Source organism: Bacillus sp. P4_E1 (assembly GCF_056401715.1).
The window spans coordinates 1-15557 of sequence record NZ_JBFUIV010000007.1; the positions used below are offsets into that span (position 1 = coordinate 1).

Annotated in this window: 19 protein-coding genes; 17 read left to right on the forward strand and 2 right to left on the reverse strand. The window is 35.6% G+C overall.

The genetic code is table 11. The annotated features are described in order from the left end of the window. The 7 genes from AC1DS7_RS11460 to AC1DS7_RS11490 form a co-directional block, all read left to right on the forward strand. The coding region (locus AC1DS7_RS11460) for an RNA-guided endonuclease TnpB family protein (RefSeq protein ID WP_476998979.1) at positions 1 to 356 on the forward strand (356 nt) is incomplete at its 5' end. Between the two features lie 817 nt (positions 357 to 1173). After that, positions 1174 to 1518, forward strand: coding sequence for an ArsR/SmtB family transcription factor (locus AC1DS7_RS11465; RefSeq protein WP_476998980.1), 345 nt, complete (start codon positions 1174 to 1176; stop codon positions 1516 to 1518). 29 nt (positions 1519 to 1547) lie between these two features. Then, on the forward strand, positions 1548 to 2063 hold the full coding sequence (locus tag AC1DS7_RS11470) for an SRPBCC domain-containing protein (protein ID WP_002013656.1): 516 nt from the start codon (positions 1548 to 1550) through the stop codon (positions 2061 to 2063). Between the two features lie 90 nt (positions 2064 to 2153). Next, the gene (locus tag AC1DS7_RS11475) at positions 2154 to 2534 is read left to right on the forward strand and encodes a VOC family protein (RefSeq protein ID WP_002033018.1); all 381 of its coding nucleotides are present in this window, start codon (positions 2154 to 2156) and stop codon (positions 2532 to 2534) included. A gap of 159 nt (positions 2535 to 2693) precedes the next feature. Then, positions 2694 to 3281, forward strand: a complete 588-nt coding sequence (locus tag AC1DS7_RS11480; RefSeq protein ID WP_002128007.1) for a GNAT family N-acetyltransferase — start codon at positions 2694 to 2696, stop codon at positions 3279 to 3281. A gap of 322 nt (positions 3282 to 3603) precedes the next feature. Beyond that, positions 3604 to 4236 carry a YdcF family protein gene (locus AC1DS7_RS11485; protein WP_002128006.1) on the forward strand — a complete coding sequence of 211 codons (633 nt, stop codon included), beginning with the start codon at positions 3604 to 3606 and terminating at the stop codon, positions 4234 to 4236. Positions 4237 to 4390: 154 nt separating this feature from the next. Next, positions 4391 to 5539: an acyl-CoA dehydrogenase family protein gene (locus AC1DS7_RS11490; protein WP_215586534.1), complete on the forward strand. Its 1149-nt coding sequence runs from the start codon at positions 4391 to 4393 to the stop codon at positions 5537 to 5539. Positions 5540 to 5721: 182 nt separating this feature from the next. Here the strand turns inward: AC1DS7_RS11490 and AC1DS7_RS11495 are convergent, their stop codons facing one another. Beyond that, the gene (locus tag AC1DS7_RS11495; protein ID WP_215588304.1) at positions 5722 to 6192 is read right to left on the reverse strand and encodes a hypothetical protein; all 471 of its coding nucleotides are present in this window, start codon (positions 6190 to 6192) and stop codon (positions 5722 to 5724) included. A gap of 187 nt (positions 6193 to 6379) precedes the next feature. Here AC1DS7_RS11495 and AC1DS7_RS11500 point away from each other — a divergent pair, with 187 nt between their 5' ends. The 3 genes from AC1DS7_RS11500 (at position 6380) to AC1DS7_RS11510 (ending at position 8699) form a co-directional block, all read left to right on the forward strand. After that, positions 6380 to 7057, forward strand: a complete 678-nt coding sequence (locus AC1DS7_RS11500) for a copper homeostasis protein CutC (RefSeq protein ID WP_002142361.1) — start codon at positions 6380 to 6382, stop codon at positions 7055 to 7057. Between the two features lie 23 nt (positions 7058 to 7080). Further along, positions 7081 to 7632, forward strand: coding sequence for a signal peptidase I (gene lepB / locus AC1DS7_RS11505; protein WP_002084707.1), 552 nt, complete (start codon positions 7081 to 7083; stop codon positions 7630 to 7632). Between the two features lie 227 nt (positions 7633 to 7859). Continuing rightward, positions 7860 to 8699, forward strand: a complete 840-nt coding sequence (locus tag AC1DS7_RS11510) for a DNA alkylation repair protein (protein WP_476998981.1) — start codon at positions 7860 to 7862, stop codon at positions 8697 to 8699. Positions 8700 to 8912: 213 nt separating this feature from the next. Here AC1DS7_RS11510 and AC1DS7_RS11515 read toward each other — a convergent pair whose 3' ends face one another. Beyond that, positions 8913 to 9323 carry a hypothetical protein gene (locus AC1DS7_RS11515; protein ID WP_061675625.1) on the reverse strand — a complete coding sequence of 137 codons (411 nt, stop codon included), beginning with the start codon at positions 9321 to 9323 and terminating at the stop codon, positions 8913 to 8915. Between the two features lie 253 nt (positions 9324 to 9576). On the opposite strand from AC1DS7_RS11515, the gene AC1DS7_RS11520 reads away from it, so the two are divergent. Genes AC1DS7_RS11520 through pcp form a run of 7 tightly spaced genes read left to right on the forward strand, consistent with a single transcriptional unit; the run spans position 9577 to position 15187 of the window. After that, positions 9577 to 10329, forward strand: coding sequence for an IclR family transcriptional regulator (locus tag AC1DS7_RS11520; protein WP_215588303.1), 753 nt, complete (start codon positions 9577 to 9579; stop codon positions 10327 to 10329). Positions 10330 to 10343: 14 nt separating this feature from the next. Next, the gene (gene pxpB, locus AC1DS7_RS11525; protein ID WP_113709917.1) at positions 10344 to 11057 is read left to right on the forward strand and encodes a 5-oxoprolinase subunit PxpB; all 714 of its coding nucleotides are present in this window, start codon (positions 10344 to 10346) and stop codon (positions 11055 to 11057) included. Continuing rightward, positions 11048 to 12037 carry a 5-oxoprolinase subunit C family protein gene (locus AC1DS7_RS11530; RefSeq protein ID WP_201034010.1) on the forward strand — a complete coding sequence of 330 codons (990 nt, stop codon included), beginning with the start codon at positions 11048 to 11050 and terminating at the stop codon, positions 12035 to 12037. The genes pxpB and AC1DS7_RS11530 overlap by 10 nt, the downstream gene beginning before the upstream one ends. A gap of 18 nt (positions 12038 to 12055) precedes the next feature. After that, positions 12056 to 12829 (forward strand): 5-oxoprolinase subunit PxpA, encoded by a 774-nt coding sequence (gene pxpA, locus AC1DS7_RS11535; RefSeq protein WP_215588302.1) that lies wholly within the window; start codon positions 12056 to 12058, stop codon positions 12827 to 12829. Between the two features lie 34 nt (positions 12830 to 12863). Further along, entirely contained in the window at positions 12864 to 13559 is a 696-nt protein-coding gene (locus tag AC1DS7_RS11540; protein WP_002142352.1) for a DUF969 domain-containing protein, read from the forward strand. 1 nt (position 13560) lies between these two features. Further along, a complete protein-coding gene (locus tag AC1DS7_RS11545; protein WP_215588300.1) occupies positions 13561 to 14523 on the forward strand; it encodes a DUF979 domain-containing protein in 963 nt (320 codons plus the stop codon). A 16-nt stretch (positions 14524 to 14539) separates the two neighbouring features. Beyond that, positions 14540 to 15187 (forward strand): pyroglutamyl-peptidase I, encoded by a 648-nt coding sequence (gene pcp / locus AC1DS7_RS11550; protein WP_016101119.1) that lies wholly within the window; start codon positions 14540 to 14542, stop codon positions 15185 to 15187. Positions 15188 to 15557: the final 370 nt, after the last annotated feature.

The window sequence follows — 15557 nt, forward strand, 5'->3', positions numbered from 1 at the left end:
GTCGTGAAATCATTAATTTTGCGATTGCAAATCATATTTCTGTCATTCGATTAGAACAATTAACGAATATAAGACAGACGGCAAGAACAAGCCGTAAAAACGAAAAAAACCTACACACTTGGTCATTCTATCGTTTGTCAAAATTTATTGAATATAAAGCGATATTAGCTGATATTCAGGTTGAATATGTGAATCCAGCGTATACAAGTCAAAGTTGTCCGAAATGCGCTGAAAAGAACAGGGCAGAAGACAGAAAGTACAAGTGTCCATGTGGGTTTGAGACACACCGTGATATCGTTGGGGCGATGAATATTCGCTATGCAACTGTGATTGATGGTAACAGTCAATCAGCCTAAGCACCTATATGGTCTGGTTTAGGAGGGGCAATGAGATGCCCTCATCTTGAAGGCTGTTCAAAACAGAAATGGACTGCGAACGCTTAGTCATTCAAGAATCCCACCCGTAATTCCGTAAGGATTCGGGCTTGCGACTTTAGTCGTGGGAGTCTCAAGCCGATTGCTTATTTGTCGCTTTAAAAAGAAAAGGTATTAGCAAAAGGGGAAAGCTGGAAAAGTGTAAAAAAGTAGATTTGAAAACTAATATTTATAATAAAATATTATTAATATACATGTGGTATATAAATGCGGAAACAGTCATTTCGGAGTTTTAAAGAGATAAAGCTATAAAAAAGAACCCTTCCGTAAAGGTTGGGCTCTTTTGTTTGTTATTTTTTATTAAAAGCAGGGTGTTCCCAGTATTGGTTAGAAATTTTTGGTAGATTATCAGGAGGGGAATTATGGATAATTTATAGGGAGTAGAAAGAACCTACCAATAAAACGCCTAAACTATCAAATAAAAAGGTGAAAAAAAATACTGTAGCGTTAAATAGTATTAAAAGTGTTAAAGCTTTCTTGGACCAAATAAAAACAAAGCCTTCGCGAAAATCGTTCCAAAACCCACTGACTAAAGCATCACTTTATCGTAAAACATAGGTTTGTGAAATGTTTTTAATCCATTCTTATTATTAAGTAACGATGTGGTATTACTTTAGTTTTCGAATATTCCTTGACGAGAATATTCCTCTTTGGTTATAATCGATTCAACAGGAAAATAATATTAGTGATGATATTGATGTGTTATAACCGGAGACCATCACTTAACGAGGTGAGTGATATGTCGGGGAAAATTCCGGGCGTGAATATGACGACGTTGAGCGCTTTATCTGAACCGAATCGTATGAATATCGTTGAACTCTTGCGTGACGGTCCCTTAACCGTTGGGGAAATCGCCGAACATTTGGGATTAAGGCAACCACAAACTTCGAAACACCTAAAAGTGTTAAGCGATACAGGGATTGTGGAAGTGCAGGCTGAAGCTAATCGCCGGATTTACAAGCTCCGACCTGAGCCTTTCCAAGCACTTGATTGTTGGGTGCAGTCATTTAAGCGTGTGATGGAAGAGAGATTCAATAATTTAGATGAGTATTTGAAGGAATTGCAAAACAAGGAAAAGTCATAAAATCAGTTCATATTTAAGGAGGAATTAACATGTCAAACAATACAATGGTATCAAGAGTAGAGAACGATCGGGTATTAGTACTGGAGCGCGTTTTCGATGCGCCGCGTGATCTTGTATTCAGTATGTTTAAAGAACCAGAGCATTTGAAACATTGGTGGGGACCAAGAGGTTGGGAAATTCCAGCATGCACTGTCGACTTCCGTCCGGGAGGCGTTTGGCACTACTGTATGAAGTGTGTCAATCAGAACTTGGAGCAATTTTTTGGTATGGAATCATGGGGGAAAGCAGTCTATAAAGAGATTATTGAGCCAGAGAAAATCGTCTACACTGATTACTTTTCAGATGCTGAAGGCAATGTAAATGATTCTATGCCGTCAACCGAGATGACATTGGAATTCATCGATTTAGGTGGAAAGACAAAGCTAATAAACCGTGCTGAATATGTTTCCGAAGAAGCCCTTAAGACCGTTATGGACATGGGCATGCTACAAGGTATCACCGAAACTTGGGATCGTTTGAATGAGCGATTGGAGTCGCTGAAATAGATTTTTGCACCGCAACTTTATTTTCGGTGATAATTAGGTATAGGTGTATGGAGTTTAATAAAAATTGTTTATAAAGGAGCGTTAAAATAAATGATTAATAATGTTGGTCAAATCATGTTATATGTGAATAACCAAGATGAAGTGAAGGAATTCTGGACAGAAAAAGTAGGATTTATTGTCATTTCAGAGGAAGATAACGGTCAAGGAATGCGATGGATTGAAATTGCTCCAACTAAAGAAGCTGAAACAAGTATTATTCTCCATAATAAGGAGCTAATTGCTAAAATGCAGCCGGAGTTAAATCTTGGCACACCTTCTTTAATGTTCTTCTCAAAAGAATTCGATCGTTTATATAGCGATTTAGTAAACAAAAACGTTACAGTCGGAGAAATTGTAAATATGCCTTCAGGTAGAATATTTAATTTTGCAGATAGCGAAAATAATTATTTTGCAGTAATGGAAAAAAAGTAAATTTCAATTCAATTTATGAGTGCGATGCTTGAATAAAGGCATCGCATTTTTTATTTTAAAGATATATTTTATTCCTTAACATAAATATAATTATGTGTTCTTATATAACGATTTAACGGTAGTAGAGTATGATATAGTTACAACAAAGGGGGCTTAAAAATGGAAGTAATTCACGAAAGAGCAAAGTTACGGTTAATGGATAGCAATGATGTCGAAAAAATGTTTTCAATCGTGGAAGGAAATCGAGATATTTGGGCGTATTTAATCTCTAAAATGGATACTGTTCAAGATATGCAGCAATATGTTCAAAAGGCGATAAAAGCTTATGGGGCAGGGAAGGATTTGCCATTTGTTGTTGTTGATCAAAAGACAAATGAAGTAGTAGGAAGTACACGCTTATATAACATTTCAGTTGAAGATAAGACGGTGGAATTAGGGAAAACGTGGTATGACCCAAGTGTGCAACGTACGAGTATGAATACAGAATGTAAGTATATGTTATTACAATATGCTTTTGAAAAGTTGCATATGCGGAGGGTACAAATTAAGACGGATGCACGAAATGAAAAAGCACAAAGAGCAATTGAAAGACTCGGCGCAGTAAAAGAGGGTGTACTTAGAAACGAAAGAAAATTACCGAGTGGGCATGTTAGAGATGCAGTTGTATATAGTGTTATTGCAAATGAATGGCCAGCTGTAAAGGAAAGGTTATTAGAAAAATTAGAGTCATATAAAGAAAAACGATAATTCATATTATTAAAGGTGTATTGATCGTCAAGATGAAAAATATACCTTTTTTCTTACAAAACAGTTACTTCTTTTGTTTCATCATTCCATTATGATAAAAAATTCGTTACAATGTAGTTGTATGGTAATAAACTTATAAATTACACAAATGTAATGAAAACCGCAAACGAAAAATGAATTGATAATCCTCAATTTTAAATGAAAACCCTTTAATGCATATATATGATAAGAAAAATTCCTTCTTTTAAACAAATTCAAACAAAATGATTTGATATATACGTTTTTATATAGAAGTATGGATGATGTACGGAGGCAGTTATAAATGAAAGAAAATAAGAAAAGTAAGAAAAGAAAAATCTTGCAAGTATTCTTGCTTATGATTTGTTCTATTATTTTATATGTAAGTTATGCAGCTTACGATATTTGGAGTTATCGCTTTAAAACAGATGATGGTGTGAAGACAGATGCTGGTATCGTGCTGGGAGCAGCTTCATGGAACGGAAAACCATCTCCTGTATTTAAAGAAAGAATTAATCATGCAATTTCCTTATATAAGAACGGTAATATTAAAAAGATTATTTTCACAGGTGGTACAAAGTTTGAGGCAGAGCTTGAGGAAGCGCGTACTGCTAGAGTGTATGCACTGAAACATGGTGTGAAAGAAGAGGATATTCTAATTGAAACAAAATCCCTTTTCACAGAGGACAATTTAAAGAATGCAAAGCAAGTTGGAATAGAGAACGGAATACGCACATATACGATTGTGAGTGATCCACTTCATATGAAACGTGCAATGAAAATTGCAAAGCATATTAAAATTGAAGCGTATGCATCACCAACTCCAACGTCAGCGTATAAAACGTTAGATACAGAAATCCCTTTCTTTTTTAAAGAATTATGCTCGTATATTGGATATGTAACCTCTTTGCCATTAAAGGCATTGAAAGGGGATTAATATAAGAAAAGAACCTATCCTTTTTATAGGAACTTTTCTTATTGTTCAAAAGCATTGTATTTTTATCGGAATAGTGAAACAATAGAGAAGTAACTTCATATAATCATAATGACAAAATGAACGGTTTATGAATCGAACATAAAGGAGATTATGTATGGCACTCTCATTTGTTGAAACAGAAGAACAATCTTTAGTTATTGAGAAAATAAATAAATTGATTCCGAAGTTCATGGAAAGGGAGCATCAACTAAGTGAATTAGGATCATTTCCGTATGAAAATATTAATAATTTGAAAGATATCGGATATACGAAATTAACGTTGCCAAAAGAATTGGGAGGCAATGCGATTTCTTTATATGACTTCGTTTTATTTCAAGAGAAAATAGCAGAAGGCTGCGGTGCTACCGCATTATCGATTGGATGGCACCTTGGCATTGTAAAGGAATTAGCTGAAAATCGTTCTTGGAATGAGGAAATGTTCACTTGGTTTTGTGAAGAAGTACGTAATGGTGCGCTTTTTAATCGAGCAGCGACAGAGCCGAATACAGGTAGTCCTACGCGCGGCGGGAAACCAGAGACGTTAGCTGTCAAAAAAGGTGAGAAGTGGATTATAAATGGAAGAAAAACGTTTACGACAATGGCACCAGTACTTGATTATTTTATCATTTCAGCAAGTATTGAAGGCCAGGAAGATATCGGAGAGTTTGTCATTCCAAAGAATACGCAAGGCGTGACAATTGAAGAAACGTGGGATAGCATCGCAATGCGAGGAACTGCGAGCCATGATCTCGTTTTACAAAATGTAGAGATACCAGATCGCTTTTTCACTGATATAAAGGGTTCAAAAGTTAAAGCTAAGGGTATTGGCTGGTTGCTACATATACCAGCATGTTATTTAGGAATTGCACAATCAGCAAGAAATTATGCAGTTCAGTTTGCGGTATCATACAAGCCAAACAGTTTAAATCATTCTATAAGTTTATTACCGAATGTTAGAAGGTTAGTTGGAGAATTAGAACTTGAGCTTATGCAAGCTCGTGTCTTTTTATATCAAATTGCGAAAAAATACGATGAGGCAGAAGATAAATTATCATTGCAAGCCGAACTAGCAGCTGCAAAATATGTTGTAACGAACGCGGCAATATCTATTGTAGATAAAGCAATGCGTATTGTCGGGGCGAAAAGTTTATCAGAAAAAAATCCGCTTCATCGTTATTATTTAAACGTAAGAGCAGGACTACACAATCCGCCGATGGATGATGCAACACTGTCTATGCTGGCGGATGCGGCGTTTCGGTCGTAATGAAGAAATATAAAGTCTGTTCCGTTCAGGAACAGGCTTTTCGTTGTCGGTGAATCGGTATTCTATGTTGAATCGTTGATATAATTCCATGTATTATGTCATTGTTCAAAGAAGAGGGAATTCTCGTTTTACAAAATAAAAAGGCTATTCTTTTGATAAGAGGATAGCCTTTTTATTTTGTTCTATTGTGGCTGCACTTCAAGATTCATACTACTTTCAGAACCGTCTTGATTATGTGCAAATAATGAATACTCACCTGGTAAAGGATTGGCGATGAGTGAACATAAAGGAAAGGATTCACTTTCATTTGGCTGTAACGTGTGTTTGACTAAACGATCTTCTTTGAATTTAATTGAATAGGTAAAACTGTTTGTACTAGTATTTTTAATTGTAATATGTAAGTCACCTTGGCCACTAAAGTCAAAGCCTGTACCAGTATCGCCTCTGAATACAGTTGAGTTATTAAATGAAGATGAACGAAAGGTTTGAGTTTCTTCTTTATTGCTTGATGAAAGGGTAATCGTTTCTGTTTCTATACTTGAAGTTGAGGAATCTAGTTTTGTATTTTGTTTTGTTAATAAAGTAATCGCACAAAGTGATGCAATTACAATAAATGAACTAGAGATAACGAACCGTTTTTTTGTAAGAATCATATATTTCTTTCCTTTTATAAGGATATAAGAATTTATAATTTTAAGGGAAATATAACATATATGATATTTATTATCAATTCAATAAATCTTTCTTTTCATTCTTCTTTTTATAGTTTTATAGTGGAATGCTATGTTTCTTATTTCACCTACTGTATAATAAGAAAAAAGTACGAAAAGAGGTTATCTCATGCTAGAGGTTATTGCAACTTGTTTAGAAGATGTGAAGCGAATTGAAAAGGCTGGTGGAAATCGAATTGAACTCATTTCATCATATACAGAAGGTGGTTTAACACCGAGCTATGCTTTTATAAAAAAAGCAGTAGAAGCAGTGCAAATACCAGTTCATGTTATGATTCGTCCGCATGCGAAGTCTTTTACATATACGGAAGAAGAAATTGAAATGATGAAAGAAGATATTGTAGTTGCTCAAAATCTTGGAGCTGCTGGTGTTGTATTAGGTGTGTTAAATGAACAAAATGAAGTTGATGAAGAGAAATTAGTAGATTTATTATCTGTTGTAGATGGAATAAATGTAACGTATCACCGTGCGATAGATGATACAGAAAATCCAGTAGAAGCGATGAAAGTTTTGAAGAAATTCAATAAAGTTACTCACGTTTTAACTTCAGGCGGACAAGGAAATGTAGTAGATAATATTCCGGTTCTTGCAGCAATGCAAAAGGAAAGTGAAGGGAATATACAGCTTGTTGTCGGAAGCGGAGTAACGAAAAAGAATGTAAAACAATTGCTAGATGAAACTGGAATTACGCAGGCGCATGTAGGTACAGCGGTTAGAGAAGGTAAGTCATGTTTTTCTGAAATTGACCTAAATTTAGTACAAGAGTTAGTTGAAATAATAAAGTAAGTATGTAAGAAAGAGGAGAGACGATGAAGACAAATACGAAGAAAGAATTGATCTCATGGATTAAGACGATAGGTATTACACTTGCGATTGCCTTTATCGTTCGTGGGGTGCTATTTACGCCGTCATTAGTACAAGGTGAATCGATGATGCCAACTTTAGAAAATAATGAGCGAGTTCTCGTGAATAAGATTGGTTATAGTATAAGCGGGTTAGATCGTTTCGACGTTATCGTCTTCCACGGAAAAGAAGGGTACGATTTAGTAAAACGAGTAATTGGTTTACCAGGTGATACAGTTGAGTATAAAGATGATGTTTTATATGTAAACGGAAAAGCGATGGAAGAACCGTATTTAAAAGAATTTAAAGAAAAGGCGTCAGGTCGTGTATTAACTCCTGATTTTACGTTAGAACAAATCACAGGGAAAACGAAAGTGCCAGAGGGTCAAGTGTTTGTTTTAGGAGATAATCGTGAAGTATCTAAAGACGGTCGTATGTTTGGATTTATTTCAGAAGATGAAATTGTCGGAAAAGGACAAGCTGTTTTCTGGCCGTTGAAACAAGTGAGAGCGTTATAAAGCAAGTATGGGAGAAATATTCTTCCTGTCGATTTGAAATAAAGTCGTACTGTTTATAAAAAAGTTGCACCGTTTTATTCTTTTTGATTAAAGAAATCCAAGTGCGTTTGAATCAAATTTTTTTGTGAAACTGAATGTTCATTTAAGAAGGACAGAGGCCATTTTGATTATTATTTTTCAAAATGGCCTCTGTTTATTTGAAAATAGTATTGTGAGGAGGGAATTAAATGATAGTGAAAGAAGCAGAAGCAGAAGCTATCTTAAGCAGGAAAGGAGCCAAGAAAGTAAACGAAATTCCTAAAGAGGTCTTACAATTACTACAGCAAGGGAAATTAGAAAGTGTTAATCTAACAGAATGGCTAGCTATAAATCATATTGAACTACTTAAAAATGTCTTACCTTCAATAGGACTCAAGGATAGTTTGKAGTTTATAGTAGCTGAATTGGAAAAACAGAACGTTGAAACTGGAATGAAAGTCATTCGAATAATAGGAACTTTATTGGATAAAGTTATACGCGAAGAGAGTGAAAGGAAAAAGGAAGACTTACTGTTAAAATTATCTAATCATATTTCAGATAGTGTACGATGTTGGGCAGCGTTTATGAATAAAAAAACAAATAACACATTAAAAGATAAATTAACGTACATTCGACCTTTTGCAGCGGATCATCATTTTGGTGTTCGAGAAATTGCTTGGATGTCTATTAGAGAAGACCTTTCACAAAATATAGAAAAAAGTGTGGAGTTGTTAGTAGAATGGGCAAAAAGTGAAGATGAGAATATTCGCAGGTTCTCTGTAGAATCTATTCGTCCTCGGGGGGTATGGAGTAAACATATTGAAACATTAAAACAAGAACCTGATAAAGCACTTCCTATTCTTAATTTACTTAAATCAGATCCTTCAAAATACGTCCAAGATTCAGTTGGAAACTGGTTAAATGATGCAAGTAAAACCAAACCGGATTGGGTAATCAACCTGTGTGAAGAATGGGCAAAGGATACTGACATAAAATCAACTAGTAGAATTATTAAAAAAGCTAAAAGAACAATCTTGAAAAACAATTAACGTTCAATTAATAGACTTGTTAGTTGAACGAGGGAAACAAATAATCAATCATGTTTAAAAAAAGAATAATTTGAATAGCTATTAGAAGAGCATGTTTTGAACAAAGATTGTTCAAAACATGCTCTTTATATTTTTTTCTATATCAGTGTTATTAATGTAAATTGATAACACTTTATTTCAAATCTACACTTACATACTTTATTATTGAAATTTTCAATCTAACGGTTTTGTAGCAATGTGAACTTTGGAAAGTGAACCATCGTTATTTCTAAAAACAATTGCATATTCACCGTCAGGAAGCCAATCAGTCCAGTGAATATTGAATTCGCTTATCGCTTGTTCCCCAGGTTTTAAAGTTCCGTCAATCATCCAAGAATTTTTAGCGTTATATAGAGTGTAACGAAAAGGAGAATCACCTATATTTTGCACAAGAACGTTTAAGTTATCTCCTCCAAAATAATTGAAACTATAGGTGCTTGATCCAAAAAAGGCAACGTTGTTGTTAGTTATGAGACGTTGTTCAATTTGAGAGCTTAAATTAGTATCTTCATTTGTCGCAAATGTTACATTATCCCCTATACAAAAAGATAGCATAATTGCAGGAATTACTAGCAGTCTTTTCAAAAGAAACACTCCTCACATTTTGTTGTACATATACTATAATAAATAAAAATATTAAAAATGTAATAACTTAATGTGGAAATTTACAAATACATTTAATTATTTACGTTTTTTTAAATGACTGACAAAATTTATCGGAGGATATACACGAAAAATATATTGATAGAATTGAAAGAATATTTTATAATTTTAAATTATATGTTTGTTTCGAAAAACGGAATTGAAGTTCCGAAATTCGGAACGAAAAGGAGATAGGATGAGTATAAATAAAACGGCAGTTAAGACAATGGATATTTTAGAGTTGTTTTATGAGCATGAGGAGCTAAGTTTAACAGAGATGGTTCAGCTTACGAATATGCCGAAAACATCTGTTTATCGTTTAATTGGCTCGTTAGAAGAAATGGACTTTTTACAAAAAACAGAAAAGGGCAAGTATCGTCTCGGAGTCGTTTTTTTAMGATTTGGTCAACTTGTTTCACAAAGGTTATCCGTAAGAAATATTGCGATTCCTTATATGAAAGAGCTTAGGGATAGTTTAGGGCAGGCAGTAAATTTAATTATTCAAGATGGTAATGACGCAATTTATGTTGAGAAGATGGAGGGAGTTCAGCCAGTACGTGTTTATACGGCGGTTGGAAGAAGGGCACCACTGTATGCGGGTGCATGTCCGAGAATTTTACTATCGTATTTTTCTGAGGAAGAGAAAAGAAAGTACATAGAGGAAACGGATTTAAAGCAGTTTGCAGATGGAACGATCGTGAATAAGGAGCATTTACTAGAAGTGTTACATATGGCAAAACAAGCTGGATATACAATTAGTTATTCTGAATTAGAAAATCATACAGCGGCTATAGCAGCACCAATTTTTGCAAGTGATGGAACGGTTGTAGCCGGCATTAGTATTTCGGGATTAGCAATTGAGTATAGCGAAAGTAACATTTCATATTTTACTGCGAAAGTGAAAGAAACAGCATACCGCATTTCGAAAGAACTCGGCTTTTTGGCATAGAAAGAGGGAGTGGGATGAAATTTTCTGCGTTAGGGGATCAAGCAATTATTGTTACATTTGGTGAAGAAATTGGGATGGATATATATGAAAAAGTGCAACGGTTATTTCAAGCGCTAAGGCGGCATCCATTTGCAGGAATGGTTGAATGCGTTCCGTCGTTTACTTCATTAGCGGTGTACTACAATTTGTACGAAGTATGGATGAAAAATGATAGAAATATAAGACCATATGATTATGTTTGCCAGTATATACGGGAGCTGTGTGATTCATATAAAGAAGAAGTGAACCGAGATGTGAAACATATTTCTATACCAGTGTGTTACGGGGGAGAATATGGACCAGATTTAGAAGAGGTTGCGCATTATCAAGGATTACAAGTAGAGGATGTTATTCGAATACATAGTGAAACAACATATTTCGTGTATATGTTAGGCTTTACGCCTGGCTTCCCTTATTTAGGGGGATTATCAAAAGAACTAGAAACACCTAGAAAAGAAACACCACGGTTACAAATCGCTCCTGGTTCAGTAGGGATTGGCGGAAATCAAACGGGTATTTATCCGCTTGAAACACCAGGAGGCTGGAATATTATCGGCCGAACACCTATTTCTCTGTTTAATCCAAAAGAAGAAACACCAACATATATTCAAAGTGGTATGTATTTACGATTTATACCAATAACAAAGGAAGAGTACGTATCGCTTGAGGGGGCTAAAGAATGGATGTAGAGATTTTGCATGCAGGAATGTTTACAACAGTCCAAGATTTAGGGCGATTTCATTATCAACAATACGGTGTACCTGTTGGCGGTGCTATGGATAAAAGTGCGCTCAGGATGATTAATATGTTAGTAGGTAATGAGGAGAATGAGGCTGGACTCGAAATTACAATAATGGGACCTAAATTGTTAATAAAGAAAACGACTTTGCTTGCGATTGGCGGTGCGGATATGGAACCGTTATTAAATGGAGAACGCATTCCATTATGGCGCCCTATATTAGCTGAAGAAGGAAGCATGCTTTGCCTCGGAAAAGCGAAAAGCGGTTGCAGAGCATATGTGACTTTTGCGGGCGGTATAAATATTGATCATACGATGGGAAGTAAAAGTACTTACATACGTGCTGCTCTTGGCGGTATTGAAGGGAGAATGCTGAAAAAAGGAGATTATTTTCAAATTGGTACAGGGGCAGAAGTTGCAAGCCGTTTTATTCAAAATTTACAAGAAGAAAAGCGTATAAAAACGAAGTGGGCAATTTGTAACAATGCTTTACCAAAATATAAGAAGCATCCTATTCTTCGCGTCATAACAGACTTTGAATATGATCAATTTACAGAAGAAAGTATAAAGTCGTTTTTTTCGAAAGAGTATAAAGTGTCCAATTATGCTGATCGCATGGGATATAGGCTTGACGGAGATGTTTTAAATAGAGTTGAAGAGATAGAAATTTTATCGAGCCCAGTTACATTCGGAACAATTCAAGTACCGAATGGTGGACAGCCTATTATATTAATGGCGGATAGACAAACGACAGGTGGTTATCCGAGAATTGGAAATGTAATTTCAGTAGATTTACCTCTTCTAGCGCAGCTGAAACCAGGAGACTATGTAACTTTTGAAAAAATAACTATGGAAGAAGCTGCACAATTGTATATAGAACAGGAAACAAGTATGAGTCTATTAAAGAAATTCATCGCTTTACGAAGCTGAGATTAGGAGGAAAACATCGTGACTACGATCGATTTAAACTGTGATTTAGGAGAAAGTTTTGGAGCTTATAAAATGGGGAATGATGATGAAATTCTTCCGTTCGTTTCCTCTATAAACGTTGCTTGTGGTTTTCATGCTGGTGATCCGTCCGTTATGAGGCAAACGGTTGAAAAAGCCCTGCAGCAAAATGTAGCAATAGGGGCACACCCTGGATTTCCTGATTTAATTGGATTTGGAAGAAGGAACATGCATGTTTCAGCAAGTGAAGTATACGATTATGTTTTATATCAAATTGGCGCATTAGACGGATTTGTTAAAGCTGCCGGAGCGAAAATGCAGCATGTAAAACCGCACGGTGCCTTATATAATATGGCGGCAACTAATTCGGAAATTGCAGATGCAATCGCAAAGGCAATTTATCATATTAACCCTGGATTATTACTTTACGGATTAGCAAATAGTGAGGCATTTATAAGGGCAACAGAAAAATATAATATAACTCTCGTACAAGAAGCTTTTGCCGATCGTACGTATAAGCAGGATGGAACTTTAACGAGCCGTACAGAAGAAAATGCTCTTATAAAAAATGAAGATGAAGCAATAAAACAAGTACTTCAAATGGTGAAAGAAGGGTATGTAGAATCGGTTAATGGGGGGAAAGTAGCAGTTCAAGCGCAAACGATATGTTTACACGGGGACGGAGAGAAAGCAGTCCAATTTGCGGAAAAAATATACAGAACATTCGAACTTAATGGTATTTCTATATGCGCACCAAATAAAGTGAAACTTTAATTAGCGGGATTAAAAATGAGAGGAAGTGTTAAAATTGGTGAAATTAATTGGGATTTTACTTGTTGCGGTTGGGTTTTTATTTAGGCTAAATACACTGTTAGTAGTTATGGTTGCGGGTATTGTTACTGGTATGGTTTCAGGCTTAAGTTTTTATGATGTAATTAGCATGTTCGGTAAATTTTTCATAGAAAACAGATATATGTCTATGCCAATCATATTAACTTTACCGGTAATCGGAATTTTAGAGCGTTATGGTTTAAAAGAAAGAGCAGAAGCACTTATAACGAAATCAAAAGGAGCAACAACTGGAAGAGTATTAATGTCATATTTTACGATAAGAGAATCATCAGCAGCACTTGGACTAAATATTGGTGGTCATGCGCAAACGGTAAGACCGCTTGTTGCGCCGATGGCAGAAGGGGCTGCGCAAGGTAAATACGGTAAACTCCCTGAAAAATTGAGAGAAAAGATTAAAGCAAATGCAGCAGCTGCGGAAAATACAGCTTGGTTTTTCGGAGAAGATATTTTCATCGCAACTGGAGCCATTTTATTAATGAAAGGATTCTTCGATTCAGTAGGTATGCATGTCGGTGTATGGGATATGGCGCTTTGGGGAATTCCAACTGCGATATCTGCCCTTATTGTGAGCTGGATCAGGTTTAGAAGGTTTGATAAGTATATAGAGAAAACAATGAAAGCAGAAGAAAAACAAGAGAAGGAGGCTATATAAGATGAACATCATAACAATGGATACAATTTATTATGTATTAGGTATAATCGTTGCATTTATCGCTGTTCGTATTGCATTTGATCGTGAGCATCCAAACCGATTCGGTTCTAGTTTATTTTGGGCATTGTTTGCAGTTACATTTTTATTCGGAAATGTAATCCCTTCGTTTTATGTTGGCTGTATTGTGCTTGTTATGGTTGTTTTGGCTTCATTAAATAAAGTAACAAAATCCGAGGAGAAAGAAGTACCAGTACAAGAACGTGTGAAACATGCTGAGAAATTAAAAAATAAAATTTTTATGCCTGCAATATTAATACCTATTTTTACAATTATCGGAACGTTAACGTTAGGGAAAATCAAATGGGGAAATGTTGCACTTGTTGATCCTGATAAAGTAACATTAGTTGCATTAGCGTTAGGGGCATTACTTGCATTCATTGCGGCGATGCGTATTACAAAAGCGAAAATAACAACGCCTGTTCAAGAAGGAAGTAGGTTACTACAGGCTGTCGGTTGGGCAGTTATTTTACCACAAATGTTAGCAGCACTTGGCGGTATTTTTGCGAAGTCTGGCGTAGGACAAGTCGTTTCGGATCTAGTCGGACAAGTGTTACCGACAGATTATCCATTCGTTGCTGTTATGGCCTATTGTTTAGGAATGATGCTATTTACAGTCGTAATGGGGAATGCATTCGCAGCGTTTGCAGTAATCACTGGTGGAATCGGCTTACCTTTAATTGTGCAAATGCACGGAGGAAACCCAGCAATTATGGCAGCACTCGGTATGTTTGCTGGATATTGCGGAACGTTGCTTACTCCAATGGCAGCAAACTTTAATATCGTACCTGCGATGCTTTTAGAATTGAAAGATAAAAATGCAGTCATTAAAGCACAAGTACCAATTGCTCTTTCCATTTTTATTATAAATATGTTTATTATGTACGGCCTTGTATATCGTTTCTAATTAGGAGAGTGAAACTATGAAAACAGTATTAGTAACAGGATTTGATCCGTTCGGGGGAGAAAGTATCAACCCAGCTTGGGAAGTCGCAAAAAGTTTGCATGAAAAAACAATCGGAGAGTACAAGATTATTAGTAAACAAGTTCCAACCGTATTTCATAAATCAATAAGAGTATTAAAAGAGTATATAGAAGAGTTGTCGCCTGAAATGATTATATGTATTGGACAAGCTGGGGGCAGACCAGATATTACGATAGAGCGTGTAGCAATTAATATTGATGATGCAAGAATTGCTGATAATGAAGGGAATCAGCCGGTGGATATGCCGGTTGTAGAAGAAGGCCCTATTGCGTATTGGTCTACACTTCCGATGAAAGCAATCGTGAAAAAACTTCGCGAAGAAGGTATACCGTCATCTGTTTCACAAACTGCAGGTACATTCGTTTGTAATCATTTATTCTATGGACTCATGCACGAACTAGAGAAGAATGATAAGAAAATAAAAGGCGGATTTGTTCATATTCCGTTCTTACCAGAACAAGCGAGCAACTATCCAGGTCAACCGAGTATGTCACTTTCTACTATTAGTAAAGGTATAGAATTGGCAATTGAGGTAGCGATGGAAGTTGAGGTGGATATTGTGGAAATTGGGGGTACGACGCATTAAATAATAGTAGATTAAAGAGGGCTGATGCAGCCCTCTTTGTGTGTTTGTATTTTGTAATTGAAGATGCAGTATAGAATATAAAGGGAAAGGTTGCAATGGGAGTATTCTAACAAATATGGAATTGTTCCAAATAAAAGGGAACTTTTTAAATAGTTTCTTAATGATGTAGAATTTTCGTCTATATGAATGGATAAAAAGTTAAGTTCTGATAAACTCAAAGACATACAAAGTAATGATTTTAAAATGGTGTGATAAAAATATCACACCATTTTTATGTAAAACAAACAGAGTGAATTTTTTTCCATTAGTAAAGTATAACTGGGTAAGAGATAATCATCAGAATTGTTAATTGTACTATGATTTTTCAAAA